Source organism: Candidatus Coxiella mudrowiae (assembly GCA_001077715.1).
GTDB classification, from domain to species: Bacteria; Pseudomonadota; Gammaproteobacteria; order Coxiellales; family Coxiellaceae; genus Coxiella; species Coxiella mudrowiae.
In genome coordinates this window covers 1,572,152-1,597,942 of the sequence record CP011126.1, presented here as the reverse complement: position 1 = coordinate 1,597,942, position 25,791 = coordinate 1,572,152, and the positions used below count along the sequence as shown (strand labels likewise).

Sequence of the window (25,791 nt, the reverse complement as noted above, 5' to 3'; positions counted from 1 at the left end):
TTCCCTTGAAGAAGAGGGTGCTTGAGGCTGCAGGCGCTTATTCAGTGTCCTATGTGAACATGACACGGTTACTACGGGGGGGGAACCCTTGGTTCAGCCAGGTTGTTTCGCGTTATTGAAAGCATTATGTGATTTGGGTTATAAAGTTTCTCTGGAAACGAGCAGGGCGTTAGATATTTCTGCAGTAGATCCTCGGGTAATAAAAAATCTTGACGTTAAAACTCCTGGCTCTAATGAAACTTCTGAAACTTCCCGAAATAAATTTGAAAATTTTAATTACCTTTCCTCTGATGATCAGATTAAATTTGTTATATGCGATCGTCATGATTATGAATGGGCCAAGCTCGTATTCTGAAGTGTTATTTTCGCCCAGCGATGGCCAATTAGATAACCAAACATTAGTGGAGTGGATATTGAACGATAATCTCTCAGTCCGCTTTCAACTGAAATTACGTAAATATATTTAGGGCGGTATTCCTATTCCTGAAAGATAGCTAATTCTATTCTATTTTAAATTTAAAGATATTGATTCGTGCTGGTGGGAAATTAAGCCAAATATTTTTTTAGTTTTAATTTTTTTAAATTGAACCTTCGATTCAAAGACACTGGAAAAAAAGCCATAAGTATATTGAATGTAATAACTTTTCGGCTTCAATAATTTTTCTTCATGAATTATTTTATTTTTTGTTTCCTTTCCTCTGAAAGAATTAATAAAGGTAAACTCAAAACTATTGTGTCAATATTTTTCGACAAATCTCCCAGCAATGCTGATAAATTTTTAGCATTGCCTTGGAGGATTTTAATTAAAGGAAATTTGCTTTTAGACTTTTCTACTAAAATTTTGGAACTTTCAACCATAATGAGTCGATGGTGGGAAATCCCACGTCGCAGCATGGTCTTAGTGATAGTGCCGGTTCCAGCCACAATCTCAAGGATGTAACCTTCGGAGAGTGGAACCATCGAAGCCACTCCGCGAGCAAGCCAGGGAGATCTCGGTGTTACTGAACCTACTCCTCATGGATTAGTGATTAAAATTCATCAGTAATAGTTGAAATTATCGCATATCGCCCAGATTTAAGAAATAATAGTTATTCTTAGTGCCGTCTCGTGACCGGGGGTGGGTAGGTTTAATAATTTTAGAGAACTAATGGTTACTCTCCCAGACTCTGAATAAGTGTTATTAAAATCGAACTTTGGAGAAGACTTTCATGCGAATGGATAAATTTACGAGATTGTTTCAAACAGCATTAGCGGATGCCCAATCTTTAGCCGTGGGTCGAGACCAACAATTTATCGAGCCGGCCCATGTAATGAAAGTCTTGCTAGAGCAAGAACACGGCACTATTGCACCATTATTACAACAATCAGGTGTTAATTTGTTGCGGTTGATCGATGGGTTGGACAAGGCAATCGATAATTATCCTCAAGTTCAAGGTACGAACGGAGAGGTTCATTTATCTCGGGAGTTGGCGCAAATTTTAACTTTAATGGACAAGTTGGCCCAACAAAACAAAGACCAATACATTTCCTCGGAATTGTTTATTCTAGCCGCGTTAGAGGCTAAAGGTCGATTGCGAGATCTTTTGATAGAAGCTGGTGCCGATAAAAAAACTATTGAAAAAAATATCAAAAACTTACGTGGTGGGGAACGCGTTACTGAACAAGGTGCTGAAGCACAAAGACAAGCATTGGAAAAATATACTATTAATCTTACAGAAAAAGCTAAAATTGGAAAATTAGATCCCGTTATTGGTCGTGATGAAGAAATCCGTAGGACTATCCAAGTTTTACAGCGACGCACTAAAAATAATCCTGTGTTGATTGGAGAATCTGGTGTCGGTAAAACCGCGATTGTAGAAGGTTTGGCGCAGCGAATCGTCAATGGAGAAGTTCCAGAGGGTTTAAAAAATAAACGAATTTTAGTGTTGGATATGGGAGCGCTCATTGCAGGGGCAAAATTTCGCGGAGAATTTGAAGAACGGTTAAAAGCAGTATTAAAAGATTTAGCTAAACAGGGAGGGCGAATTATTCTATTTATTGATGAATTACATACTATGGTTGGCGCGGGTAAGGCAGAAGGAGCTATGGATGCTGGTAATATGTTAAAGCCAGCTTTAGCGCGGGGCGAGCTTCGTTGCGTAGGTGCTACCACATTGGATGAGTATCGAAAATATATTGAGAAAGATGCTGCTTTGGAACGTCGTTTCCAAAAAGTACTGGTGGATGAACCTTCCACAGAGGATACTATCGCTATTTTGCGTGGCTTAAAAGAACGCTATGAAGTGCATCACGGTGTGGAGATAACAGATCTCGCCATAATTGCGGCAGCAACCTTATCACAACGTTACATTACTGATCGAAATTTGCCTGATAAAGCCATTGACTTAATAGATGAAGCAGCAAGCCAAATTCGTATGGAGATGGATTCAAAGCCTGTCAAACTTGATCGGTTGGAACGCCGACTTATTCAATTGAAAATTGAGCGTGAAGCATTAAAAAAAGAGACAGACGAAGCATCCAGGAAGCGGTTGGGTGACTTGGAAAAAGAAATTAAAAACGTTGAAAAAGAATATTCTGATTTAGAAGAAATATGGAAAAGTGAAAAAGCTGCTTTACACGGAACGCAACAAATCAAAGAAGAATTGGAGCAGGTGCGTATTGATTTAGAGGCAGCCGGTCGTGCAGTTGATTTGACGCGAATGTCTGAATTGCAGTATGGAATTATTCCTGAATTAGAAAAAAAATTAGCAGCTGCTTCTAAAAAAGAAGATCAATTTCGGGAGCATAAATTATTACGAAGTCGGGTAACAGAAGAAGAAGTAGCCGAAGTTGTGTCTAAATGGACCTATATTCCTGTTTCAAAAATCCTTCAAGGAGAGCGCAAAAAATTGTTGCATATGGAAGAAGTGCTTCATCAACGAGTAATTGGCCAGGATGAAGCGGTGAGTGCAGTTTCGAATGCTATCCGTCGTTCGCGTGCTGGATTATCTGATCCTAATCGACCTATCGGTTCCTTCCTATTTTTAGGTCCCACGGGTGTGGGTAAAACTGAATTATGTAAGGCACTAGCCGCTTTTCTCTTTGATACTAAAGAGGCTATGGTGCGCATTGATATGTCCGAATTTATGGAAAAACATTCCGTCGCTCGTTTGATTGGCGCTCCTCCGGGCTACGTTGGTTATGAAGAAGGAGGATACCTTACTGAGGCTGTCCGGCGTCGACCGTATTCCGTTATTTTGTTAGATGAGTTGGAGAAAGCGCATAATGATGTGTTTAATATTTTATTACAAGTTCTCGACGATGGACGATTAACCGATGGACAGGGAAGGACAGTTGATTTTCGTAATACCGTTGTGGTAATGACTTCAAATCTCGGTTCTCAATTGATTCAGGAATTTGCTGGTGAAAGTTATGTAAAGATGAAGGAAGTTGTAATGGAGGTAGTTGCTCAGCATTTCCGCCCAGAATTTATTAATCGGATCGATGAAGCGGTTGTTTTCCATTCTTTAAAAGAAAACCAAATTCGCAATATTGAAGCGATTCAAATCGAGCGGATTAAAGCGCGTTTGAGAGAAAAAGATTATCAATTAACGATAAATAGTGAGGCTCTTGATTATTTAGCGAAACTGGGTTACGACCCCGTCTATGGTGCTCGACCTTTAAAACGAGTTTTACAACACTATTTGGAAAACCCCCTTTCTCAAGCAATTTTAGAGGGGAAATTTGTGCCAGGCTCGACAATTAAAGTCGAGAGAAAGGATGATCAATTGACATTTGTTAAAGCATGATAATTTTAAAGATTATTGCTGAGCTTGTCGTTGGCGCGGGATTGCTTGGATATATTGGATTGGTTCTTGGTGTAGTTGCTCTAATAATTCGGATACAAGTGCACAGTCGTTTGATTAAATCGGAACTTCCTATTTTAATTATTAATTATGTCCCTTATGCTCGGGATTCTATTGTGGAGTGATTATCTGTCTCGTAGAAGCAGTTCTTTTAATTTTTCTGCTAATCCGTTCATCTGTATTGGATGTCGCTCACGATGCTAAAAAAATCAAGCATTCCACTTAAAGAAATATCGCCTCAGGCAAAACTTGAGAAGGCCACCATGACTATCGTAAAAAGTGTTTTTTTGTGGCTTGGGGGGGTAGCGTTATTATTTGTTAGTTCTGAACTTTTAGTAGATGGTGCTGTGAATGCGGCCCAATTATTTAGGAATTAGTGAGCTTGTCATTGGCTTAACTGTCGTGACAATTTGTACTTCTCTGCTGGAATTTGCAGCTACGTTGATGAGGGCACTGAAAAAAAGAACATGACATTGCCATTGGCCATATCGTTGGTTCTAACCTATTTAATTCGCTAGCTGTTATGGTGATGCCAGCTTCTTATCGTGCCTGCTCCAGTTTCATCGGCGGTTTTTAGGCGTAATTATCCTATTATAATTTATGATGGTTTTTACCTTTAGACCATGGTTTTTTACTTTAGCCATTTCGCGCTGGGGTGGAATTTGGAGAGGATTTGGTATTTTATTTTTATTAGGGTATTTAGGGTATTTAGGGTATTTAGGGTATTTAGGGTATTTAGGGTATTTAGGGTATTTAAGGTATTTAAGGTATTTAAGGTATTTAAGGTATTTAAGGTATTTAAGGTATTTAGTCCTGCTTATATCCAGTATTTAATGTAGAGGACTAACCGCCCCATCAACCGTTGACTTCGAGGACGCAACGTTTGCCAACTGTCTAATGAAACCTCACGAGAATTTTTGAGGTCTTCTAAAAATTGTTGTTCTAATGTTCTTTTCGCTTCATTGGAATTGATATGAATATCCGCTTCTAAATCGTGAATTAGACTACGGTGGTTGAGATTGCTTGAACCGATAACCATCCAGTCATCGATAATTAATGATTTCGCGTGCAACATCGAAGGCAGGTACTCAAAAATTCTTACTCCCGCCTTAAGCAAACTGTAATAAAAAGTAGAAGAGGCCCATGGCATCATAGCGATATCGGATTTCCGAGGTAATAAAATACGTACGTCGATCCCAGAGCGAGCAGAGTCTTTCAATCTTTTTAATAGAAAATTATCAGGAACAAAATATGCATTGGTAATCCAAATGCGGCGCGTGCAATTAGCCATTTTACGGAGTAAATTTTTATAAAGAATGCGTCGGCGGTGGTGAGTGTAATTGAGACGAATGAGGGGATCTTTTCGAATTTGACGAAAAATTTCCCGCAAACGTTCTTTAATTGTGCGATGATACCAGGCTACATTAAATGCCTTGATTAATTCTTTTAAGTCAGTTCCAGTAAGGCGCACCGAAGTATCGCGCCAACCATCGCCCCCTTCTTCTGGGGACAGATGATATTTGCTGATATTAAGACTACCAATATAGGCAATTTCTTTATCGATAATGCAGACTTTCCGATGATTGCGAAAATTAATTTTTAGAATTAAATAAATCCATTTTATGAGAGAGGGTAATTTAACTATAGAACGACTCCAATCCCACAATTGCCAAGGAAACGGATGAAAAACTTTGGTTTTTACCCCTGCTTCTTCTAGGAAACGAGCAAAGTTTGCGCTCCATAAAGGGCTACCGGCACCATCGACCATTACCCGAACTTTAACTCCACGCTTTGCAGCTTCTGCTAGCTCGAGTGCAATCCGTTTCCCGAGTGTATCGTTGTGAAATAGATAGGTCTCTAAATCAATCGAATGTTTTGCTTTTGCAATATCCGATAACAAGGCGTCAAAATGCTTCTGTCCCTCTGTAAAAACAGTTTCTTGGCGGTTTTTCGTTAAGCGACCTTGCATGATACCCTCTCCTCTGGCTATTCAATCGGAATCTTCCTCACAAATGCGTAAGTTATTAGCTTTGGCAAATTTTATTATAGACTGATAAAGCTCAGGATTAGATTGTTTGAGATGAGGGTCGACGATGACACATTTGTGGCCATCTTTAAGAGAAGGCTGTAGCAGGGGGGAGTATTGAATGCGGTGTTTATGGAAGGTAGAAAGCGTGCCACTCATGCGTTCGGCCCAATCGCTGGGTCGAAATGGTTCACCTGATTCTGTCACTCCTTCAATGATTATTCTCGGTTTCTTATTTTTCATTGTATGGTCTATTGAATGACGCACTATAATGTGTGATATATTTAGGTGGCACATATTATAGCACTTTGACAAAATCTGCCAGGGGCAACTGTGACCGAAACCAAGCAACTCCGAGTTCGTGGCATCTATCTATTGCCAAACCTGTTCACTGTAGGTGCTATGTTTACAGGATTTTGTGCCATTGTAGCTGCCATGGAAGGTCGTTATGAAGCGGCCGCTATAGCCATTTTTGTTGCTCTTATTATGGATGGTTTGGATGGCCGAATTGCTCGGCTATTGGATGCCCAGAGTGAATTTGGAGCCCAGCTTGATAGTTTGTCTGACATGATTGGTTTTGGCATTTCTCCAGCCTTGGTAGTTTATAGCTGGTCTCTGGCCATTATGGGCAAGCCGGGATGGTTGGCTGCATTCATTTATGCGGCTTGTACTGCTTTGCGTTTGGCACGATTTAACGTTCAGGCAAAAAAAATCGACAAAAGTTATTTTCAGGGTCTTCCCACACCACCTGCGGCGGCATTGGTAGCGAGTATCGTATGGGTATGTAGTACTTATGATGTGGCAGGGGAATGCATTGCATTGCCCATGAGCATTGTGGTTATCTTATTGGGACTTCTAAAGGTGAGTACGATTCGTTATCGTAGTTTTAAAGACGTCAATTTACGCAATCGTGTTCCTTTTGTGGTGATCTTGGGAATAGTATTGATCCTTGCATTAATTGCCTTCGATCCACCCGATATTCTGCTCATTCTTTCTTTTCTCTATGTGATTTCTGGACCTATTGAAACCTTGTGGTCTTTGCACAGACGTCGTCAGCAAAAAAAGAAACTAAAGGCTTCTAAGCACCCTCGCCAATGAATCAAGAGGCTATTGAAAAAGCTGTCCGAATGAGCCTTGAAGAAGACATCGGGACAGTAGATATCACTACTCAATTAATTTTATCCCATAAACTTGCCAGGGCCACTATTATTTTGCAGGAAAATGGTATCGTTTGTGGTATCCCCTGGTTTGAGATGGTTTATCAGAAAATAGATTCTGAAGTAAAAATAAATTGGAATTTAAATGAAGGAGATTTTATTGCGAGTGGCCAGTTGCTTGCAGGATTGACAGGAAAAGCTTGCTCAATTTTGACGGGCGAACGGACAGCGCTTAATTGGTTGCAATCGTTATCGGGTACAGCGACTCTCGTCCATCGTTATGTAGAAAAATTACAAAATACTAAAGCCCAATTACTGGATACCAGTAAGACAATATCCGGACTGCGTTATGCCCAAAAATATGCTGTTCGATGATGGGTGGAGGTAAAAAAATCATCGTATGAGTTTATATGACGCTTATCTCATTAAGGAAAATCATATTATGAGCTGCGGCTCCAATTGTTAAGGCCATTCAAAAAAGGACAAAATTATCACCCGAAAAAATCTATAGAAGTAGAAGTTGAGAATATGGATGAATTGCGAGAAGCGCTGGAAGCAAAATTGGATGTTATTATGCTCGATAATTTTGATATTGACAGTATAAAAAAAGCTGTTACTATAAATAATCGTCAAACCAAACTTGAAGTTTCTGGAAATGTAAATTTGTAAGATATTTGTAAAATTGCTAAAATAGGCATTGATTTTATTTCTGTGGGTGCTTTAACTAAAGATCTTTTCGTAGTCGATTTCTCGATCCCAATTTATTTGTATAAATAATTTTTGTAATTATTTCCACTCAAAATTTTGTGAAAAAAATTGTTGTAATAATTAAATTTTGAAAAAACAATTCGAATATTTAATTAATAAAATATTTACTATTTTTAACATTAAGAAAATTAATTTATTATCAAATATTGCTATGATTTTTTATTGATGAAGAATTTTATTCATTATTTAAATTATGTAGAGGTTTCTGGAGATGTATCTGAGGCTGATACGCCCTTTGCAGATTTAGACGTTGTAGTTCCAAATTATAAAATAGCAAAAAGAAAAAAGAACGGCTTATAACCGAAAGCGAATTTAAAGACGTTGTAGAGAACGTATCAGCCATTTGTGTTAAAATCTTTAAAAAAACCGACATTAATTTTCGATTTATCCAAGTATGAAAATTTAAGGGAAATTGTTTTTTTCTAAAGAAGTTAAAGGAGATGCTTATATAAAAATTTTATGCTGTATATTTATTTAATCATATTAATCACTCTATTTCTGATGATAGTGCCAAATGTGTGCCTCAAATAAAGGATCTTTTAGATATCATTGAAAGCTATAAAACGATAAGTAGTTCTGATTTTACTAAAAATCCAAGTGTAAGGAGGGAAATCCGTTAAAAAAGCGATATTTGGCCTGGGGTCGTTCAATAAACAAATTCCGGATGGGGGGACGCCCAGTTTTTTAGAGGAAACTTGGTTGTCTTTCTTGGCTTGTTAACCTTAATATTATTTTATTCTAAGAAAAGTGACTTACTTAATAAATCTTTCAATCTATTGGCTTATTTTTGTGAAAAAATCCTTGACCAGAAAAAGAATCTACAAAAGAATCCCAATTGGGGTGGGGTGGTCTTCAGGAAAGACTACAGAGGTAATCTCTAGCCTAGTAAAAAATATTATAGCTGAAGAGTAAATTCCATAAAAAAATTAATGAAAAATTTAAAGCTAAATAAGCATCTGCAAGCCGCTCTTCAGCTCTCCCAGAAAAAACTGAGCCACTTCCAGCTCAAACAAAAAAACCTGAGATACAATCAATGACGGCTGAAGTCCTTTCTAATGAGGACCGTAACTCCTCAACGGATTCGACTTGGGAAGCTCTCTATAACTTAGATTCAAACTCCAAAAACTAGGGCAGCCAAAACCAGAGGCTCCTTCTTCCAGCTTCTCGCCTTTGAATGAGAAACCTTCTCAGCCAACATCAAAACCGCAATCAACGCCAGCTAATGTTGGTAAAGAGGCGGCTCGCGAAGTTCCCAACGCGAATTTTCCATCGACTTCAATTGGAGCAATCAGCCAGCACAGCCACCGGTGGCACCCGTTAAGAAACCAATTGGTGGCGTGTTACTTTTCTCGGGTTATTCAGAGATCTCTACTTCATGCATTCAGATAGGGCATCAAGTCAGTCGACGGGGACCTCTCTCTATCCTCAAAATCAATTTATGATGATTGATAGTTTGTCTTTTGATGCCAGCCAAAAGAATCGCATTCTGGAGAGCTTACTTTCTTTTTAAAAAAAGTTAAAAAGCAAGGGATTACGAGATTTCGAAATTTTATTAACAACAATTTCAATTTAAATAAATTACACGCCAAATGGCTAGAATTAATTCGTTTAAAAGAAGAGAGCAGAAAGGATAAAAATAAAAAAGCCCTTGATAATATTTTAAAAAGTTTTAAATTAGCAATAGAATCTTTGCTTGATAGTAGACAGTTGCCATATATATTTAGGGAAGTGTTTAAGCAAGAATATGATTATGGGGGAAGGCCTGATATAATAAGGAATTGATAGGTTAGTCTCTAATTTGTTTTCTACCGTGCATGTTCACCAATTGAAAGAGGAATTTGATGAAAATGTTCTGACGATTAGAGAAAACCTTACCCAAATGGAGAAGAGTCTACCAAGGGTGAAGACGTTTTTCAAGAAGGGGTGCGCAATAGAAAATTAGATTTTTTGAGTTCTCTAAAAAGAGAAGAATTATGGCTAGATCTGTCTGCCTTATTATGCTAATGTTATGAAAAGAAACCTAGTTTGAGCTTCTGAGAAGAGGTGAATTAACAAAAGTGGATCTATTTCCAATTTTTTGAAAACCCCATCGAGTATTTTTTTACTTCCAGTATGGATGTGAGGTAAAAATCGGCGTCTTTCACTGAGTTAAACCTAAACAAGGCATTTGGTTTTTTAATAAAAGTTCATTGGCTTTTTGCGTATAGAATATACTACATTTAGGAATGGCGCGAGTCATTTACATAGTGAGGATATCTGCGGTAAGAGGGGATTAAAATTCCGCCCTCCGTCCATATGAATAACACTTAAATCCTCTTCTTTCATGTCTGTGAGATATGGTTAGTGCATCAAAAGCTGAATATTCGGTATTTATTCCGACGAGAAAAGCCACCGCGCCATCACCAAAAAAAACTTCTATGATTGTTAATGTATCCCTTATTTGCTTGGCTTAGATTTCGTCGGGCTGTATTTCTCGAAGACTACTGTAATGCTTTTTCTTAAAAGCGGGAACAAAACCCGTATGGCTTTCCGCTGCTACCAGCAAGATATATTTATTAGAGGAAAGGTTTACAGATAATATTGGACTACTTCAATTCCTTTTAAAAGGACGGAACAGCCCTGGTCTTGCATATTGATGACATTGATATGAGGGAGAAGAAGCGGGAAGAGTTTTAACAGCGTTTTGTAACTAAACAAGGTAAACGCCGATTAGCTGTGTTGGTCATAGTAATCAATAAACAAATTTTCGAAGGATCGATATTACTAGAAGCCAGACATTTTTCTTATAGCTCGACTACTTATCTAGTCTGGAACAAAAGCGTGAGCTTATGCTAAGTGGCGTCCCCAAGGGGATTCGAACCCCTGTTACCGCCGTGAAAGGGCGATGTCCTAGGCCTCTAGACGATGGGGACCGGTTCGCTAAAAGCGATATGGGATTTTTGTCCCTCTTCACTAAAGCGTTTTTTTCTGCGAGCTTTTTTAGCTATTGTATTTTCCTTTTTTGCTTCTTTTGCTTCTTTTTTTGTTTTGTCCTAAGTCTTTTTGTCCTAAGTCTCCAAGTCGGGAGCAGAACTTGTTCTACAAAAGCCCGAAGAGGGAATTAAATTGAACCTAAGCGGAATCGAACCGCGTGACCTCTTGTATGCCATGTAAACACTCTCTCAGCTGAGCTACAGCGCTGCCAGGAATGGGCATTTTACGGACTCTTCTATGACTCTGTCAATATCTGTTTCGGGGAGAAGGTGGTTCTAAAAAGTAGAAAAGATTGTTCTAACAATCCTGCAGCAAGCTTTCATAATAGCAGTGAGCGTTACAGGGATTTATATTCTACTGCTACCAGTATAGAATCGGGTCCCTATTAACATCGGGAGGAGCTTTGATGAAATTATTTTGTGTTCGCCACGGCCACGCTGAACAGCTGCTGAATCCTGCCGGTAAACGGCCGCTTACTCAAGAAGGAACCGACGAAGTAAGCAAGGTTGCTGCTTACTTGAAACATCGAGGAGTACACGTCGTGCATCTTATGCATAGCGGGAAGTTACGAGCACAACAAAGCGCAGAAATTCTGGCCGCGGCGGTGGCTGAAGGCCAGGCTATAGAAGTTTGTCCGTTATTAGGATCCGATCATCCTACAGTGCCTTTAATCGATCTCATTCAAGAATGGCATGATGACACGATGTTGGTGGGTCATATGCCTTTCATATCTCAGTTAGTTAGTGCTCTTATTTTAGGAAAAGATAGCTACAATATTCTTCGCTTCCCTCCGGGAACAGTTGTCTGTTTAGAGCGAATTGAAAATCATCACTGGATACTTAATTGGGTAGTGCGCCCCGATTTGGTGCCCGATCGAGGAGATTAATTTTTATTTCGGCTACAGTTCTCTCCCTATTTTTTTTAGTTTGCTCTTGACTATTTATTCAAGTGGACAAGTGGAATTCTCTGCCTTTGGCTCTCTGCTATTTATTTCTGGTTAAAAGTAGTGATCACACTTTTATCTCTAATTCATTTTATTTTTTTAATCAGAAAACACTTTTTGTTGAATTTACTTACAGCTATTTCCACATTCGATCTCTCGAATCGTTATTAGCAGTTGACCTTAAAGTCGGGAAAAATATATGTAACAGAATTGACGCATATTATTACGAGATATTTTATTTTTCTCAATTTTAGAAGGGTTATGGAGAACACACACATTGTGTTCACTATTTTTATTTCCTGATTCCGTTCCCGGATCCTCCTATGCCTACTTGGGTATGTTACTCGCTCTAAATCAGAGGGATATAAAATAGTATTTTTAGTGGAAAGATCGGTTTGCGGATAATCTCTTTATTATAATCTAAACCACGGCTCTCTTTACGCAAAAGTTACGCAAAAGCACACTTTATTGAGCTCTGCATTGGTATGAATAATTCCTACATGATCCCACATGATTTTTCGCACGCGTTGGATAAGAAAATTTAAGGAGGTTCGTTCATCTGGTATTGCTGCAGAAGCAGAAACAAAAGGCAGAGGTTAATTTTCTCTAGCTTCCGGTTTTGTCCTGTTGCGTGAATAACGTAATGAATGGAGGACTTTTTTAATCGCTTGGGCACTTATTAGCTGCAAATACTACGCATTCTAATAAGGAGTTACTAGCCATACGATTAGCCCCATGTAGTCCTCGTAAAGGCAACTTCGCTGATGGCATTGGGTCTTCCGTCCATATCTAAATCGAATTTGATACACATGGAATAAATGGTGTGGGGGAGGGGGAAGAAGGGCCTTTTTAATAAAATCGGCAGGATAGGGGCTTATATCTAACTATAGACACAATCCAGTTGGTTTTTCTGCAATATCACGGGAAGCCATTTCAGCCCGGCTTGTCATTAGCGGGCATAAAGCGATTACCATTCGGAAGCAATAAATAACCTCCTTCTCCCCGGACGACTTCAGAAATTGAATAATAATTGGCTAAAGGATAGTAAAAAGCAAATGGGATAGAATTGATTAAATTCTAAATTCGCTACGCGACATCCTGCTCGCCAAGCCATTGCTATTCCATCGCCACTGGTGCAATTAGGATTACTGATATCTAGATAGACAAAACTAGCGCCACCGGTAGCAAGAACCATATGGTGGGTGGTAAAGGTATAACCACGAATGTTTTTGGGTATATAAACCAAGGCCCCTCTGCAGCTTTTCTTTTCAATAAGCAGATCTACGCCATATGACTAGTAAAACAATCGATATTGGGATAATTGATCACTTGTTCGGCTAGCGTTTTACCACTACTGCTCCAGTCTTATCAGCAGCGTGGAAAATCCGGTGACAACTATGCCCTCCTTCTTAAGTTAGGTAATAACGTTTTTTAGGATCGCTGGTAAATTGCACCCCTTGTTTAACCATTCGACTGCTGATTTAGCTTGAGATAAAGTAGGTAGCTTGGAGAACATCAGGGTCGCATAAGCCGCCTCCCGCATTTAGGGTATCTTGCACATGCAATTCAATACTATCCTCTGTAGCTCCCATAACCGCGGCAATGCTGCCTTGCGTATGAGGGGAAGAGCTACCTGTAAGTACCTCTTTACTAAGTGCCTCTTTACTAAGAAGAAGAGGGCCACTTGGGCTTCATTGGCCAGGTTCAACGCCAGCGCTAAGCTTCCAGCTCCGCTGACAATGATCAACACCTCATATGTAAGTCATAATTTACTAGCTTCATAAATTTTTCAGTATAGAGGACTATATCACGGCTTCTTATTTAAGGAATAGAGCTCTTTTAAGCATTCAAATGAGCATGGAAACTTTGAATCATGTCAATGGAGGTAATAAATTGATATCAATCTATATATATTATTTCCTATATTATTTCCGTTCGAAGGATATAAATCGCCATGATGACGATATTTATTCATATTGTGGTTTATTGATGGTTTACTAATTTGGATAGGCTTTTATTGTTCGGCTATTATCTTATTTTATAATTATGCTGATATCTGGTGTTGTCTTATTTTAACTTCACATTACGAGTCCCTTACCCATTGAACTTTAAGGAGGAATTTCCTATGGCGCTATCTGCTGTTATTAAAAAGTGTTTTTTTGTCACTTTAATATAGTTTGGAAATTTTAGGGATATCTTTGATACTTGCCACAGCACTAGTTTTTCAGTTTTTTTCCATGAGAGGTTCCTTGTTCTCTCTGTTTTTTGCAGCAAGTAGGCTTTATTAGCATCTGCGTGGGTTTGTTATTCAACCTCTGATTTCGCTTTCATCCCGCTCAATTGGCATCGGTTGAAGCTTTATTTACTGCCTTTGTCTCTTTGCGTCAGGTGGCCCTCCATGTAGTCCCCAGGATCGGGCACTATTCCCCCTCCCTTATATTAGGCCTTCATTTTTTACACATGGTCTTTCATTTTATTGATGGGAATTGGTATTTATACTATCGTCCTTCTTAATTTTGGAGGGCAATACGAAGGGAGTTATCTCCAAACTCGGTTCTGGAAATGGATCCACCATAGCTTATTTGCATTAGTAACGGCCGTTATACTTAAATTAATGCTGTAAACACATTTTTAGAATGTGGACTTAAGATTTGTCCCAAAAATCCTGCCATTTATTTGGAACTATAATTTTCGTGGTGGGCTGTCACAACCGAAGCTACACAGGCTGTTAATTTCTTCCCCGTAGGGATGTCCAGAAACTCATTAGGTCCATGTGCGTTAGATTTAGGCCCCAGAAGACCTGTAATCATAAATTGGGCGTTTGGGAACATTTTGCCTAACATGCCCATAAAGGGAATGGTTCCCCCTTCGCCAAAATAAGCAGCCGGATTTCCGAAGAATTGGTGAGAGGCAGTTTGATTAGCAACAGAAAGCCAATCGCTTAAGGGAGGAGCCATCCAACCACTTGAAGCGGCCTCAGGAGAAAAGGATATCTTTGCATTGTAAGGAGGGTCTCTTTCTAGGACATTCTTTAATACAGCTGAGGCTTTTTTGGCGTCAATGATTGGAGGAAGTCGCATAGAGAGAATTACTTTTAAATAAGGTATGGTAACATTTCCTGCATTGGCGACGGGAGGCAAACCGTCGAGTCCCGTCACGCTGAGTTGAGGACGCCAAGTCCCATTTAATAATAATTCCGTAACATCAGGGGTCACTGGCTTTACGCCAGGTAAAAATGGCAGCTTGCCTTGAATAGTCCCATTTCCCAGCATCTGGGCGGCTTTTTTTGTCTGCTCTTTATATTGATTGGGTATGGGAACTTTTAATTCTTCCAAAATCACTCTTCCGGTAGCGCTGTCTTCAATTCGATCTAGAAGTTGGCGCAGGATAGAAAAAGGCGAAGGGACAATACCACTTCCAGCTCCTGAATGAATACCATTTTCCAATACTTCAATTTTTAATTCACCTCCCACGAGCCCTCGGAGTGAAGTAGTGCACCACAGCTGATCATAATTGATGCAACTGCTATCTAAGCAAATCACTAGAGTGGGATTTCCAATGCGGTTGTTTAAATACTCAAGATAAGCAGACAGATCAATACTGCCGCTTTCTTCGGATCCTTCGATGATCACGACACATCGTGCATGGGGAATTTGATAACGTTGTAAGGTAGCAATGACTGTAAGTGAGGCAAATACCGCGTATCCATCATCGGCGCCTCCGCGGCCATATAATCTATTTCCTTTCAACACGGGTTTCCAAGGTCCAAGGTCTTCATCCCACCCTGCCATTTCAGGTTGCTTATCCATATGACCATAAAGCAATACGGTTTCATCTAAGGTGCCAGGAATTTCAATAAATAATAAAGGGGTTCGTCCTGGCAACTCTACTACTTCTAGTTGCATCCCCTGAATAGATTGTTGCTGACACCAATCCACTAGAAGTGTCATAGCTTTATCCATATAGCCATTTTCTTTCCAGTTAGAATCGTAATGAACTGATTTATTAGGAATTTTAATATATTCTATTAATTGAGGGATGATGCTGTTATCCCAGGTATCGGAAATAGTTTGATAAATTTCGTGGGCGTAATTTTCGAAGCGATTATTGCTCATCTGAGTTCCTAGCTAATGGGGTGAACATAATAAAGGAAAGAATACGATAACTACAAGGTTAGAGGGAGGGTTTTTCCCGTTCTAGAAGAACGATTAGCCACATTATGAGTTAGTGTGGCATGATTGAATTACGGAATGACAAAAACGTATAATGAGTGAGTCAACATAAGTGCCTTTCTCTGCATTGAAGGATGTCAATTTACATGTAGTGGGTGGCGGAGATTGTAGGCGTTACTTGGAAAAAGTGGTGCAGATAAAAGCACCTTAATTCGCTACGTTAATTTATTGGAATGGCCTGGAAAGGGTTCTATTATATTATCGATGGTGAAAATCTCACTTTGTTTTCGGAGAAAGTATTGCGGCGGGTACGTCATCAAATGGATATGATTTTTTTAGCATTTTAATCTGTTAAATACTTGGACGGTATTCAAAACGTAGCATTTCCACTACAACTCATCGGAAAAAGTAAAACCGAATAAAAAAGTGGTCCTCCCTTTGTTGGAATTAAGATGAAATGACTTCGGTGCTCAATCCTGAAATCACACATTCTATTTTGGAACTTATTAAACAAGTTAATTGCGAATCGAAATTGTTGATACTTCTAATCACACATGAAATAGAGATTATTAAAACTGTTGCTCAACGAGTGGCTGTATTAGACCAAGGAAGAATTGTAGAAGAAAGCGATATTGTAACTTTATTTAAGCGACCGAAAACTGAAATCGCGAAAAAATTCACTCATTCTTTAATTAAAATCAAACTTCCTGAAATTTACATACCCGGTTACAGAAAGAGCCCATTTTAGAGGGATATGCTTTGCTACGAATCAACTAAATATCCTTCAAGCTAATTTAGAATTTTTGCGGGGCAATTTTATTGGAATGATGTTAATTTCTGTTCGAAATAATGAGGAAATCCTTTCGCAGGGCATTCTTTACCTCAAAAATAAAGGTTTAGAAGTTGAGATTTTTGGTTATGTCAGTGCAGATGATTGGCGCTATTCTTGATGCCATTTGGCAAACGATTGAGATGGTAATTATACCTTCTTTTATGGCGGTAATAATTGGATTACCGTTAGGAGTAATTTTATTTGTTACCCCAAAAAACAATTATTATCCTGAACTTTTTTAAATCGTTTTTTGTTGGCGGTAATTAAGGCTATATATTCGGTTCCTTTCATTATTTTTATGATAGCGATTATTCATTTTACGCGATTTCTTGTAGGCACTTATATATTGGCACGGCAGCGGCTATTGTTCCATTAAGCTTATGTGCCATTCCTTTTTTTGCTCTACTGACAGAAACAGTTTTACAAGAAGTCCCTTTATGGCTTAGTTGAAGCCAGCCAATCTATGAGTGCTTCGCCGTTACAAATTATTTGGAAAGTCTAGTTTCTAGAAGTGCTACCCACTTTAATTCGGGGCACATTAACGGCAGTGACCGTAGTGGGGTTATTCTGCAATGGCAGGTGCTATTGGTGTAGGAGGATTAAGAGATTTAACAATCCGTTATGGATATGAACGATTTGATATTCGCGTAATGATAGTAAGCATCTTAGTGTTTAATTATTTTAATGCAATTTTTGCAATATCTCGGAGATGCTATTGCACGAAGACTTTCACATTATAAATAATTAAGAATTAAGGGTAAAAAATGTTAAAAAAATTGACCATTATCTTGGTAACGACTCTCATTATTTTGGGAGTCTCAGGGTAGGGTACCACCAAAAAGAAGCGAAAGATACGATTCGCGTAGGAACTATTTCGGGTCCAGAAACTGAGTTGATGGAAACAGGCAAAGAAGTAGCATTAAAGCAGTATGGTTTGCACGTCATTATCGTTAAATTTTCTGACTATAATATCCCAAATGAAGCGCTGGCATATGGAAGTTTAGATGCCAATATGTTCCAACATATTTCCTAATTTAAAAGTACAAATCCAGGTTTAGGGTTATAAAATTGTTCCAATTGGAAAAACCTTCGTGTATCCATGTGATTATTTTTCAATAAAATCAAATACTTATCTCAGATAAAAACCCGTGACAAGGTCGAAATTCCCAAGGATCCAAGCAACGAAGCTCGAGCGTTCCTTTTATTGGAAAAAGCTGGGTTAATCCGCTTAAAGCCTGGAGCTTCCATCAATACAACTCCTTTGGATATTGTTACCAATCCCAAACATTTACGTTTCATCGAATTGGATGCTGCCCAACTACCACATTCGTTTACCGATGTGAGTTTAACAGCCATCAATACGAATTTTGTAATTCCAGAGGCTTATCATCCCTTCGCGAGATGCACTATTTCTCGAGGGCCCTGATTCGCCTTATACCAATATCGTCGCTGCTTACGAAAACAATCAAAATGATCCTCGCTTTAAACAACTGGTAGATGCCTTGCACTCCAATCAAGTACGTCAAGTACGCCAAACGGCGAAGCAGATATCTTGGAAATGGAGGAATTCCAGCATGGAAGTAGGGATTTCGTCGTCCTTATTCCAAATTTTGGTATAATATGTGGTGAGCCAGCTAAACAGTCGCTCAGCATTAGCTGGGAGGAAAGTCCGGGCTCCATAGGGCAGAGTGCCAGGTAACCCCTGGGAGGCGAAAGCTTACGGAAAGTGCAACAGAAAGTATACCGCTGTCGGAATTTCGATAGTAAGGGTGAAATGGTGCGGTAAGAGCGCACCGCGTTTCTGGTAACAGCAACGGCGATGGTAAACCCCCACTCGGAGCAAGGCCAAATAAGAATCCTTATCGTGTGGCCCATACTGGATTCGGGTAGGCTGCTTGAGATGTGTGGTGACAACACATCCTAGATAGATGACTGTTCACGACAGAACCCGGCTTATCGGTTGGCTTTATTTATTATTTTCAATACTTACAGTTAGCGAACTGTCTAAAAATATGGAGTCGTGTCAACGACCCTAACCCGCGGGAACATTGTTACCAAATTCAAATCGATATAAAAAAATAACTATTAACTATAAAGAGATAACAATAATGCAAGAGTGTTTATTAATGAGTAAGGATGGCCATGCTTTTTTGAAACTGAACTATCCGGTAGGTCTTGATACTACTCTTGTCAATTTAGCTACGAAATATTCTTCGTGGTCGGTGGATTGTGATAGAGTCATCTCTAGTAAAGGTGAAAATATATCTGGGGCTTTAATTTGTTCCCCAGACCAATAAACAAAGAAAAATGCCACCGCCGCCGGGCTTTAACGAGTTGTTGCTCTTTCCATAGCCGTTTAATTTCAGTCAAAACACCCTTTAAAGACTGGCGCAAAATGTCAAGGCTTTGCTTAATTTATCAAACTACGATCAATGTATCGGGAAAAACGAATAACCCCGACTGCCATGGTTTAACGCCGGATGAGTTATCGCGCTTTGATTTTAGCCAAAATGGATTTCAGTGAAATTGTCAACGATATTCGAAACAACACGCATTTTCCGGACACAAAAAAATCGCTTCCGGCACGACTTTATTATGAAAAAGTTGTTTTGTTTTTTTGTAAATCCTTACCGATGCGTCGCTAGCTGATTTAAGGGCTTCTTCAGTAATTAAACTAATTTTACAACAGTTGATGATAGGCAATATTGAGCGGGGGTTTTATACTTCCGATAAATTAGTTAAATAAAATGTGCTTTCCAAGCGAATAATAAAAAATATATTAGGTAAGTAGGGACATTTAGCCAGCCCCCTCCTCACCCTGTCGAGAAATAATGCTGATTATTGGAAAAACACTTGACCTATATTCCGCGTTGCAAAATTTATGGATTATAACGAGCAGGGCATAGCCAGAGTAATATAGCAGAAAAAGTATTCACTATTACTGGAGAGAATGGTGATTAGTTAAGGTAGCCCAAAATTGGTGATCATTTTAAATTGTTTGAATCATTAGAAGCCTTTAAGACCTGATTTTAATTTAATAACAGAATAGGCCTAAAAAACGGCGCAAATGGACAATTTTCCAGCTCTCAATTACGAAGTTAATCTTCAAGAAAATAAAAATATGTATTCGAAGATTAAAATTATACTTAAATATTATTAAAAATATATTAAATAAAAATTTAATTTTACAGTATTGTGCCAGCTTATTTTATGGCTTGATTTTAGAACGTTACTGAAATAAAAATAATTTTAAAAATCTAGGGAAGCGTTTTCAAATACGGAATAGCTCCATGAATAGTATCTTAAATCTTAAGCACAATGAAGAATCCAGTAATGCGCGAACGGGAAATACAAATGAGTCAACTAGAATCGCTAGCTGAATCAGCACTAAAAGAAACGGCCGTCTTAATTTTACTATCTCTTCTGAACAATGAGTTCTGTGATTCAAAACTGCAGTACGTCCGCCGTCCTGCGGATCCTGCCTGCGATTAAGATCCCGTTTGAGGGCAAATTAATCTCTTTGCCCTCCGACTTTTCTAAGGAAAAGCAAAAAAAGATAAAGGAGGCTATTTCTGCGTGGTGCGAAGGAGGTAAAAGAATTGGGCGTCAATATCAGAATAAATATGTGTTGCTTTGTGCGCGAGAGACCGCCTAAACGAAGCAGCTAATGTAGCGCGGGAAGCAAGGTCCGCTGCCGAAAGTTGGAGACAAATACGGCGGTCGACTGAGTTCCTATTTAGTAAAAATGAATATTCTACAGGGAGGGGGAGACCTCCTAAGAATTACGGTTCCCCTCAACAATCCAATAATGCCCTTCGCGTTTTCTTGTCAGTGGAGTATTCTGGGTGCTATTCGCTTGTTGTAGAATGGATGCCCTGAACTAATAGAACTAATAGAACTAATAGAACTAATAGAACTAATAGAACTAATAGAACTAATAGACCATCCCCGCTTGGAGGATGCTATCAGCTGCGTTTTCATCAACGATCGAGTGAAGGTTGTGCAAAACTTGTTTCACTAACTCCTGAACTCAGAGAGACCGTATTCACATCAACTTTTTTTCGAAAAGCTTGCCATGCTAATAGCATTAGTGTGGTTGAATACCTCTGGGATTCTGTGTCAAAAGAAAAGCAACGAGAATTTTTAACTTATGAAAATTATTTGGCCTTCTGGAAACCCCATGAGGGTGGTCGCTTTGAAACAGTTGAATTTCTTTAGTCAAATGTAACTGATAAAGATAAAGAACAAATGACTGTGATGATGAGCGACGTGGAGGAGTTGGGGGGTGGCCGTACCCCAAGTTTTTTCCTCATCAGTATTCTGCAGGCGTTACGACTACGAGCGCGGTTTAGGGTTTGCGAAAGAAATTTGGAAAGCTGCTCCCAAGAAGGTAGAGCTGTACTTGCGGAGGAGAATGATTACCTATTCGTGAGAACCCTTTGTAGCGAGGAAGACCCTTTTGTAGCAGAAGTAATAAAATATCTTCCTTGGTCTGAGGAGGATTTTTTATCCAATGATTTTCTGAAGCTTTGTGAGGCAGGACCCTTCGATGAGAATCCAATTAATTTTTTGTTTAAAAATTTGCCTTTAGACGAAGACGGAGTAGATTATAAAAGCTGCGTAATTTCTCTGCTAAACGAAAATTTTATTGATGTGGGATTTTTGGAAAAGTGCTGCTCCATTCTTTCATCTGATTAAGTTAAGCGGCAAAAATTAGAAAAAGAAAACCCGTTGAAAAAAAAATAAGAGATCAAAAGGAAAAAGTGCAACAGCTTGAAAAAGAAAATATATCCTTGCGAAATTCGCTTGTCCTAATCCATCTAATCCAAAAACCTTCAAAGGAAGGAGACCAGGAGTTAGAGAATCCTCGCAAAAAAGTTCGCTTAATGGAAGAAGAAAAAAACGATGAAGAAAGGGAAACGAAAGGAACATCAGAAACCTTGAGCGAAATTGAGCCCCAAAGAAGCTTCATCATAGCACAGATCCGTTCCACAGGCTCAACGCACCCATGGTTACCTGCCCCAAGAACGCGGAAAGAGAAAAAGAAAAGGAATCCGAAGGAGCTCGATACAGTCAATTAAGAAAATAGAGAAAAGAGAACTTCTTTTTATTTGATGTCTTAGTTAAAAACTTGCACTTCACACTAGTTTCTCCACACTCGAAATAGTGGTGATTATTTTTGTAATGTAATGAAGTTTGTGTGAAAGACACGTCAATAGGATGATCATCAAATTTAACGGCCAAGGTATTCATACTTTTCCAAAAAGTTTTCACTGTATTCTATAACGATTGCCCTAATTTTAGTTAATTTATAACTTCTAAAACTGGATGAACTAGCCAAGTTTATCGGATTTAACTATAATTTAGCTACTTTATCTCCATATTCAACATGGAATATATGAGGTTGTTGATTTATTTTTAGACTGAAGAGGAAAAAACGATAGCCTTTAATTCTAAGTACCTGTAGGCATCGAGCCCTTTCTGGTTAGTGGATATACTATATCAGAGTATAAGAAGGAGAGATGAGGGTCAAACATTCTTTTTTCTACTGTAGTAGTGAGCAGGTGATGATTTAGTAGTTTGTGCTTTAGGAGTCGTGGATTCCTATTAGTCGACATTCGTTGGCATTGATTGTGGCAAGGATCAAAAAATATAACTTCGCATTAATAATTATTGGAGAAAAGTCCCATTGCAGTGAGCTTAAGTAAGAAGCATAATTCTCTTGTGATCGGTAAAAGTATTTAAACTCTTCGAAAAGCTATGGATCCCTAAGTTAGGGTTACGGATTTTTTCTTATCTAACCAGATTAAGGTATATAAATCTAGGACTTGTTGTGTTTAAGAGTAAATAATTTTCCTTTGGAGGTATTCGTAAATGCAGGAAATGTTATATCAGTTACGCACCGATATTGAAAGCTTAAAAAAATCAGGGCTTTACAAGTCAGAACGGATTATCACTTCCCCCCAAAATGCGGAGATTAATGTGGGATCAGGATATGTTCTTAATTTTTGTGCCAATAATTATTTAGGATTAGCGGACCATTCGCAGTTGGTTAAGGTAGGACAGAAAGCGCTGGAACAATATGGTTTTGGCATGGCATCAGTTCGGTTTATTTGTGGAACGCAAAATATTCACAAAGAACTAGAAAAAAGCATCAGTCAATTTTTAGGAACGGAAGATACGATTCTTTATTCTTCTTGCTTTGATGCAAACGGAGGATTATTTGAAACATTATTGGGACCGGAAGATGGAATTATTAGTGACGAATTGAATCACGCCAGTATTATTGACGGAATTCGATTATGTAAAGCGCAACGCTATCGTTATAAAAATAACGACATGAAGGACTTGGAAATGAAACTCAAGGAAGCTGACGAAAAAGGCACACGTTATAAATTAATCGCGACTGATGGGGTTTTTTCAATGGACGGTATTATCGCTGATTTAAAATCCATTTGTGAGTTAGCTGATAAATATAATTCATTTGTGATGGTGGATGATTCGCATGCGGTAGGTTTCATTGGTGAAAATGGGCGTGGAACGCCAGAATATTGTGGAGTGGCGAATCGAGTTGATATTCTCACGGGAACGCTAGGAAAAGCATTAGGGGGGGCTTCAGGCGGCTATACTTCTGGTCACAAAGAAATTATCGAATGGTTGCGTAATCGCTCCCGACCATATTTATTTTCTAATTCCGTAGCACCGGTTATCGTTGCCACTTCGTTAGAAGTGCTTAAGTTGTTAAAAACAGAAGGCCAACGATTACGCCAACAATTACAAGAGAATAGTCAGTATTTTCGTTCGAATATGGAAAAGCTCGGCTTTCAATTAGTTCCGGGCAATCACCCTATTATTCCCGTCATGCTTGGTGATGCACAATTAGCGAAGAAAATGGCCGATCAATTGTTGAAAGAAGGTATTTATGTAACTGGATTTTCCTATCCTGTTGTGCCAATTGGTAAAGCCCGCATTCGTGTCCAAATGTCGGCGATTCACATTAAAGAACAGCTTAATCGAGCGATTAATGCGTTTGAACGTGTAGGAAAAAAAATAGGAGCGGTTTAAAACTTATGAAAACCCTTTCTAAACTTAAATCAAAACCTGGGATTTGGCTGTCAGAAGTCCCTGCACCTAAACCTGAGCGTGATGAAGTATTAATTAAAATTAAAAAAACGGCGATTTGCGGAACTGATTTACATATTTATAAATGGGATGAATGGGCGCAAAAAACCATACTGGTTCCTATGCATGTAGGCCATGAATTTGTGGGTGAAATTGTTGAAATGGGTCAGGATATAAAAGGATTTAATATTGGAGACCGGGTATCAGGAGAAGGGCATATCACCTGCGGTTATTGCCGCAATTGCCGCGCGGGTAAAAGACATCTCTGCCGCAATACCCTTGGAGTGGGCGTTAATCGTCCCGGTGCTTTTGCGGATTATTTAGTAATTCCCTCTCGCAATGCTTATAAAATTCTTCCACAAATTAGCGATAATATTGCAGCTATTTTAGATCCTTTTGGTAATGCCGCACATTCTGCGTTGGAATTTGATTTAGTAGGGGAAGATATCCTCATTACGGGAGCAGGACCTGTGGGTTTAATGGCAGCGGCTATTGCGCGTCACGTTGGTGCCCGGTATGTGGTCATTACGGATGTTAATGAATACCGATTAGAGTTGGCTGAAAAAATTGGAGTGACCTTGGCAGTAAACCCCACGAGCACATCGCTAACGAAAGTTATGGAAAACCTAGGCATGACAGAAGGTTTTGATATTGGTTTGGAAATGTCGGGCAACGCAGAAGCTTTTCGCAGTATGTTAACCGTTATGAACAATGGGGGGCGAATTGCCTTTTTGGGAATTCCACCCACGCCTTTTGCTATCGATTGGAATTTGGTGGTTTTTAAGAGTTTAACGATAAAAGGGATTTATGGCCGACGGATGTTCGAAACGTGGTATAAAATGATTAATCTTTTGCAAAGTGGACTTGATATTTCACCTGTGATTACTCATGAATTTCCTTTGAAAGACTTTCAACAAGCTTTCGATGTGATGTTATCTGGTAAAGCCGGAAAAGTAATCCTGGATTGGGTTTAATGATTCTGGTTGAGGGGGCAAAGAACTGCCCCCTCTCCGCTAACAAATTAAGTACGAATGGGAAATATTCTTGAAGCCATTCGTGCTAGATACTCTTCATATTCGCTATTCGTTTTCTTCTGGTCTTCTACCAATCGACGTATTGTCAATTCAGCCAATTTTTCTTCAGTTTTTTCTAAGGGTGTAAAAAAGTATTAGTCTCATTAACTTCCCATTTTTTTTATTTATTTTATAGCGCTATTGTATTATTCCTCTATATTTTCTCACGAGAAAAATTAAAAAGACACAGCCTTTTACTATTTAATGCTCTTTTAATATTTAATATTTTTAGGTAAAAGCAGTTAATGGTAAAATTCTCATTCAATCACTGAGCTGGAGTCAAGTCATGCCTTCATTTGATTATTCTTTCTGAATTGAACAAACATGAAGTGAGCAATGTAGTAGTGGTAGATCAGGCTAACCGAGAGGTCACTAAGCGATTTGACTTTAAAGGATTAGGAGCAACTTATAACTATGAAAGGAACACCATCACTCTTCGAGCAGAAACGGATTTTTAACTCAAGCAAGTGATTGATAATTGATATATTACAAAATAAATTTTCCAAACGGCAAATCGGTGTGGGACATATGAAACTCGAAGAACTGGTGATCCAACACAAAAGCGTGCAACAAGTGGTTACTCTCAAAAGATCAAAAACTAAAGGTACAAGCCGCTATCCAAGGCGAAAAAGTACGTGTTACGGGTAAAAAAATGGGATGATTTGCAATCTGTGATCAGTTTCTTGCGCGAGCAAGATGTCGGTGTTCCCCCTCCAATTCAATAACTTCCCAGACTAAAAGCAGTAAAGTACTCTGTTAAGTCTCTGAGCATTTTTTATTCCCTAATCTTTCTCTCAAAAAAAACCACCAGCTCCTCTTCTGGAGTAGAGGAGCATCTGGAGTAGAGGAGGATACGCCAAACTCCTCTTTCACTCGATAG

Annotated in this window: 21 protein-coding genes, 1 tRNA gene, 1 other RNA gene and 2 pseudogenes; 19 read left to right on the top strand and 6 right to left on the bottom strand. The window is 38.9% G+C overall.

The features are described 5' to 3' along the window. Positions 1-88: 88 nt before the first annotated feature. A complete protein-coding gene (locus CleRt_RS14530; protein ID WP_235379012.1) occupies positions 89-355 on the top strand; it encodes a hypothetical protein in 267 nt (88 codons plus the stop codon). 317 nt (positions 356-672) lie between these two features. Here CleRt_RS14530 and CleRt_RS07475 read toward each other — a convergent pair whose 3' ends face one another. Beyond that, positions 673-960 carry a class I SAM-dependent methyltransferase gene (locus CleRt_RS07475; RefSeq protein WP_048875653.1) on the bottom strand — a complete coding sequence of 96 codons (288 nt, stop codon included), beginning with the start codon at positions 958-960 and terminating at the stop codon, positions 673-675. Positions 961-1,208: 248 nt separating this feature from the next. Between CleRt_RS07475 and clpB the strand changes: the two genes are divergently transcribed. From clpB to CleRt_RS14350, 4 genes are all read left to right on the top strand, one after another. Next, positions 1,209-3,788 carry an ATP-dependent chaperone ClpB gene (gene clpB / locus CleRt_RS07470; protein ID WP_048875652.1) on the top strand — a complete coding sequence of 860 codons (2,580 nt, stop codon included), beginning with the start codon at positions 1,209-1,211 and terminating at the stop codon, positions 3,786-3,788. Next, positions 3,785-3,970, top strand: coding sequence for a hypothetical protein (locus tag CleRt_RS12590; RefSeq protein WP_053097940.1), 186 nt, complete (start codon positions 3,785-3,787; stop codon positions 3,968-3,970). The genes clpB and CleRt_RS12590 overlap by 4 nt, the downstream gene beginning before the upstream one ends. 72 nt (positions 3,971-4,042) lie before the next feature. Continuing rightward, positions 4,043-4,222, top strand: a complete 180-nt coding sequence (locus CleRt_RS12585; RefSeq protein ID WP_053097938.1) for a hypothetical protein — start codon at positions 4,043-4,045, stop codon at positions 4,220-4,222. After that, entirely contained in the window at positions 4,197-4,316 is a 120-nt protein-coding gene (locus tag CleRt_RS14350; RefSeq protein WP_371440230.1) for a calcium:cation antiporter family protein, read from the top strand. The genes CleRt_RS12585 and CleRt_RS14350 overlap by 26 nt, the downstream gene beginning before the upstream one ends. Positions 4,317-4,662: 346 nt before the next feature. Here the strand turns inward: CleRt_RS14350 and CleRt_RS07460 are convergent, their stop codons facing one another. Then, positions 4,663-5,814 (bottom strand): phospholipase D-like domain-containing protein, encoded by a 1,152-nt coding sequence (locus CleRt_RS07460; protein ID WP_371440229.1) that lies wholly within the window; start codon positions 5,812-5,814, stop codon positions 4,663-4,665. Between the two features lie 21 nt (positions 5,815-5,835). Further along, positions 5,836-6,114: a DUF3579 domain-containing protein gene (locus CleRt_RS07455; protein WP_048875650.1), complete on the bottom strand. Its 279-nt coding sequence runs from the start codon at positions 6,112-6,114 to the stop codon at positions 5,836-5,838. Between the two features lie 90 nt (positions 6,115-6,204). Between CleRt_RS07455 and pssA the strand changes: the two genes are divergently transcribed. From pssA to CleRt_RS13590, 4 genes are read left to right on the top strand one after another with little or no spacing between them, the layout of a single operon-like run. Then, complete coding sequence (pssA, locus tag CleRt_RS07450; RefSeq protein ID WP_048875649.1) at positions 6,205-6,969, top strand: CDP-diacylglycerol--serine O-phosphatidyltransferase; 765 nt, start codon at positions 6,205-6,207, stop codon at positions 6,967-6,969. After that, on the top strand, positions 6,966-7,403 hold the full coding sequence (locus tag CleRt_RS13595) for a beta/alpha barrel domain-containing protein (protein WP_306686695.1): 438 nt from the start codon (positions 6,966-6,968) through the stop codon (positions 7,401-7,403). The genes pssA and CleRt_RS13595 overlap by 4 nt, the downstream gene beginning before the upstream one ends. A 25-nt stretch (positions 7,404-7,428) precedes the next feature. Next, positions 7,429-7,494 (top strand): hypothetical protein, encoded by a 66-nt coding sequence (locus tag CleRt_RS14345; RefSeq protein WP_244897232.1) that lies wholly within the window; start codon positions 7,429-7,431, stop codon positions 7,492-7,494. Then, positions 7,488-7,697, top strand: coding sequence for a beta/alpha barrel domain-containing protein (locus CleRt_RS13590; protein WP_306686694.1), 210 nt, complete (start codon positions 7,488-7,490; stop codon positions 7,695-7,697). Before CleRt_RS14345 ends, CleRt_RS13590 begins: the two co-directional genes overlap by 7 nt. A 2,935-nt stretch (positions 7,698-10,632) precedes the next feature. Here CleRt_RS13590 and CleRt_RS07435 read toward each other — a convergent pair. Continuing rightward, positions 10,633-10,708 (bottom strand) — tRNA-Glu (locus CleRt_RS07435). A 467-nt stretch (positions 10,709-11,175) separates the two neighbouring features. Here CleRt_RS07435 and sixA point away from each other — a divergent pair. Then, positions 11,176-11,655, top strand: a complete 480-nt coding sequence (sixA, locus tag CleRt_RS07430; RefSeq protein WP_048875647.1) for a phosphohistidine phosphatase SixA — start codon at positions 11,176-11,178, stop codon at positions 11,653-11,655. Between the two features lie 1,069 nt (positions 11,656-12,724). Here sixA and CleRt_RS13585 read toward each other — a convergent pair. Both CleRt_RS13585 and CleRt_RS07420 read right to left on the bottom strand, forming a co-directional pair. Further along, a complete protein-coding gene (locus CleRt_RS13585) occupies positions 12,725-12,958 on the bottom strand; it encodes an FAD-binding protein (RefSeq protein WP_053097936.1) in 234 nt (77 codons plus the stop codon). 1,426 nt (positions 12,959-14,384) lie between these two features. Then, entirely contained in the window at positions 14,385-15,827 is a 1,443-nt protein-coding gene (locus tag CleRt_RS07420; protein ID WP_048875646.1) for a M20 family metallopeptidase, read from the bottom strand. 514 nt (positions 15,828-16,341) lie between these two features. Between CleRt_RS07420 and CleRt_RS12575 the strand changes: the two genes are divergently transcribed. The 9 genes and pseudogenes from CleRt_RS12575 (at position 16,342) to CleRt_RS07370 (ending at position 25,649) form a co-directional block, all read left to right on the top strand. Beyond that, on the top strand, positions 16,342-16,632 hold the full coding sequence (locus CleRt_RS12575; RefSeq protein WP_053097934.1) for an ATP-binding cassette domain-containing protein: 291 nt from the start codon (positions 16,342-16,344) through the stop codon (positions 16,630-16,632). A gap of 76 nt (positions 16,633-16,708) precedes the next feature. After that, positions 16,709-16,834 carry a hypothetical protein gene (locus tag CleRt_RS12570; RefSeq protein ID WP_235379011.1) on the top strand — a complete coding sequence of 42 codons (126 nt, stop codon included), beginning with the start codon at positions 16,709-16,711 and terminating at the stop codon, positions 16,832-16,834. Then, a complete protein-coding gene (locus CleRt_RS12565) occupies positions 16,803-16,958 on the top strand; it encodes an ABC transporter permease family protein (protein WP_235379010.1) in 156 nt (51 codons plus the stop codon). The genes CleRt_RS12570 and CleRt_RS12565 overlap by 32 nt, the downstream gene beginning before the upstream one ends. Positions 16,959-17,611: 653 nt before the next feature. Continuing rightward, positions 17,612-18,142 (top strand): annotated as a pseudogene (locus CleRt_RS09415) (MetQ/NlpA family ABC transporter substrate-binding protein). After that, positions 18,102-18,335 carry a MetQ/NlpA family ABC transporter substrate-binding protein gene (locus CleRt_RS13580; protein ID WP_306686869.1) on the top strand — a complete coding sequence of 78 codons (234 nt, stop codon included), beginning with the start codon at positions 18,102-18,104 and terminating at the stop codon, positions 18,333-18,335. Before CleRt_RS09415 ends, CleRt_RS13580 begins: the two are co-directional and overlap by 41 nt. Positions 18,336-18,342: 7 nt before the next feature. Next, an RNA gene (gene rnpB, locus CleRt_RS08530) (RNase P RNA component class A) lies at positions 18,343-18,688 on the top strand. Between the two features lie 3,902 nt (positions 18,689-22,590). Next, the gene (locus CleRt_RS07380; RefSeq protein ID WP_048875640.1) at positions 22,591-23,781 is read left to right on the top strand and encodes a glycine C-acetyltransferase; all 1,191 of its coding nucleotides are present in this window, start codon (positions 22,591-22,593) and stop codon (positions 23,779-23,781) included. Positions 23,782-23,786: 5 nt separating this feature from the next. Beyond that, positions 23,787-24,812, top strand: coding sequence for an L-threonine 3-dehydrogenase (gene tdh / locus CleRt_RS07375; protein WP_048875639.1), 1,026 nt, complete (start codon positions 23,787-23,789; stop codon positions 24,810-24,812). 385 nt (positions 24,813-25,197) lie between these two features. Next, positions 25,198-25,649: pseudogene (locus tag CleRt_RS07370) on the top strand (YajQ family nucleotide-binding protein). Positions 25,650-25,791: the final 142 nt, after the last annotated feature.

Bases quoted from the DNA above. Each gene is read 5' to 3' on its own strand.
- CleRt_RS07475 (WP_048875653.1), bottom strand. From the start codon at position 960: ATGGTTCCACTCTCCGAAGGTTACATCCTTGAGATTGTGGCTGGAACC.
- clpB (WP_048875652.1), top strand. From the start codon at position 1,209: ATGCGAATGGATAAATTTACGAGATTGTTTCAAACAGCATTAGCGGAT.
- CleRt_RS12590 (WP_053097940.1), top strand. From the start codon at position 3,785: ATGATAATTTTAAAGATTATTGCTGAGCTTGTCGTTGGCGCGGGATTG.
- CleRt_RS12585 (WP_053097938.1), top strand. From the start codon at position 4,043: ATGCTAAAAAAATCAAGCATTCCACTTAAAGAAATATCGCCTCAGGCA.
- CleRt_RS14350 (WP_371440230.1), top strand. From the start codon at position 4,197: ATGCGGCCCAATTATTTAGGAATTAGTGAGCTTGTCATTGGCTTAACT.
- CleRt_RS07460 (WP_371440229.1), bottom strand. From the start codon at position 5,814: ATGCAAGGTCGCTTAACGAAAAACCGCCAAGAAACTGTTTTTACAGAG.
- CleRt_RS07455 (WP_048875650.1), bottom strand. From the start codon at position 6,114: ATGAAAAATAAGAAACCGAGAATAATCATTGAAGGAGTGACAGAATCA.
- CleRt_RS13595 (WP_306686695.1), top strand. From the start codon at position 6,966: ATGAATCAAGAGGCTATTGAAAAAGCTGTCCGAATGAGCCTTGAAGAA.
- sixA (WP_048875647.1), top strand. From the start codon at position 11,176: ATGAAATTATTTTGTGTTCGCCACGGCCACGCTGAACAGCTGCTGAAT.
- CleRt_RS07420 (WP_048875646.1), bottom strand. From the start codon at position 15,827: ATGAGCAATAATCGCTTCGAAAATTACGCCCACGAAATTTATCAAACT.
- CleRt_RS12575 (WP_053097934.1), top strand. From the start codon at position 16,342: ATGACTTCGGTGCTCAATCCTGAAATCACACATTCTATTTTGGAACTT.
- CleRt_RS12570 (WP_235379011.1), top strand. From the start codon at position 16,709: ATGATGTTAATTTCTGTTCGAAATAATGAGGAAATCCTTTCGCAGGGC.
- CleRt_RS12565 (WP_235379010.1), top strand. From the start codon at position 16,803: ATGTCAGTGCAGATGATTGGCGCTATTCTTGATGCCATTTGGCAAACG.
- CleRt_RS07380 (WP_048875640.1), top strand. From the start codon at position 22,591: ATGCAGGAAATGTTATATCAGTTACGCACCGATATTGAAAGCTTAAAA.
- tdh (WP_048875639.1), top strand. From the start codon at position 23,787: ATGAAAACCCTTTCTAAACTTAAATCAAAACCTGGGATTTGGCTGTCA.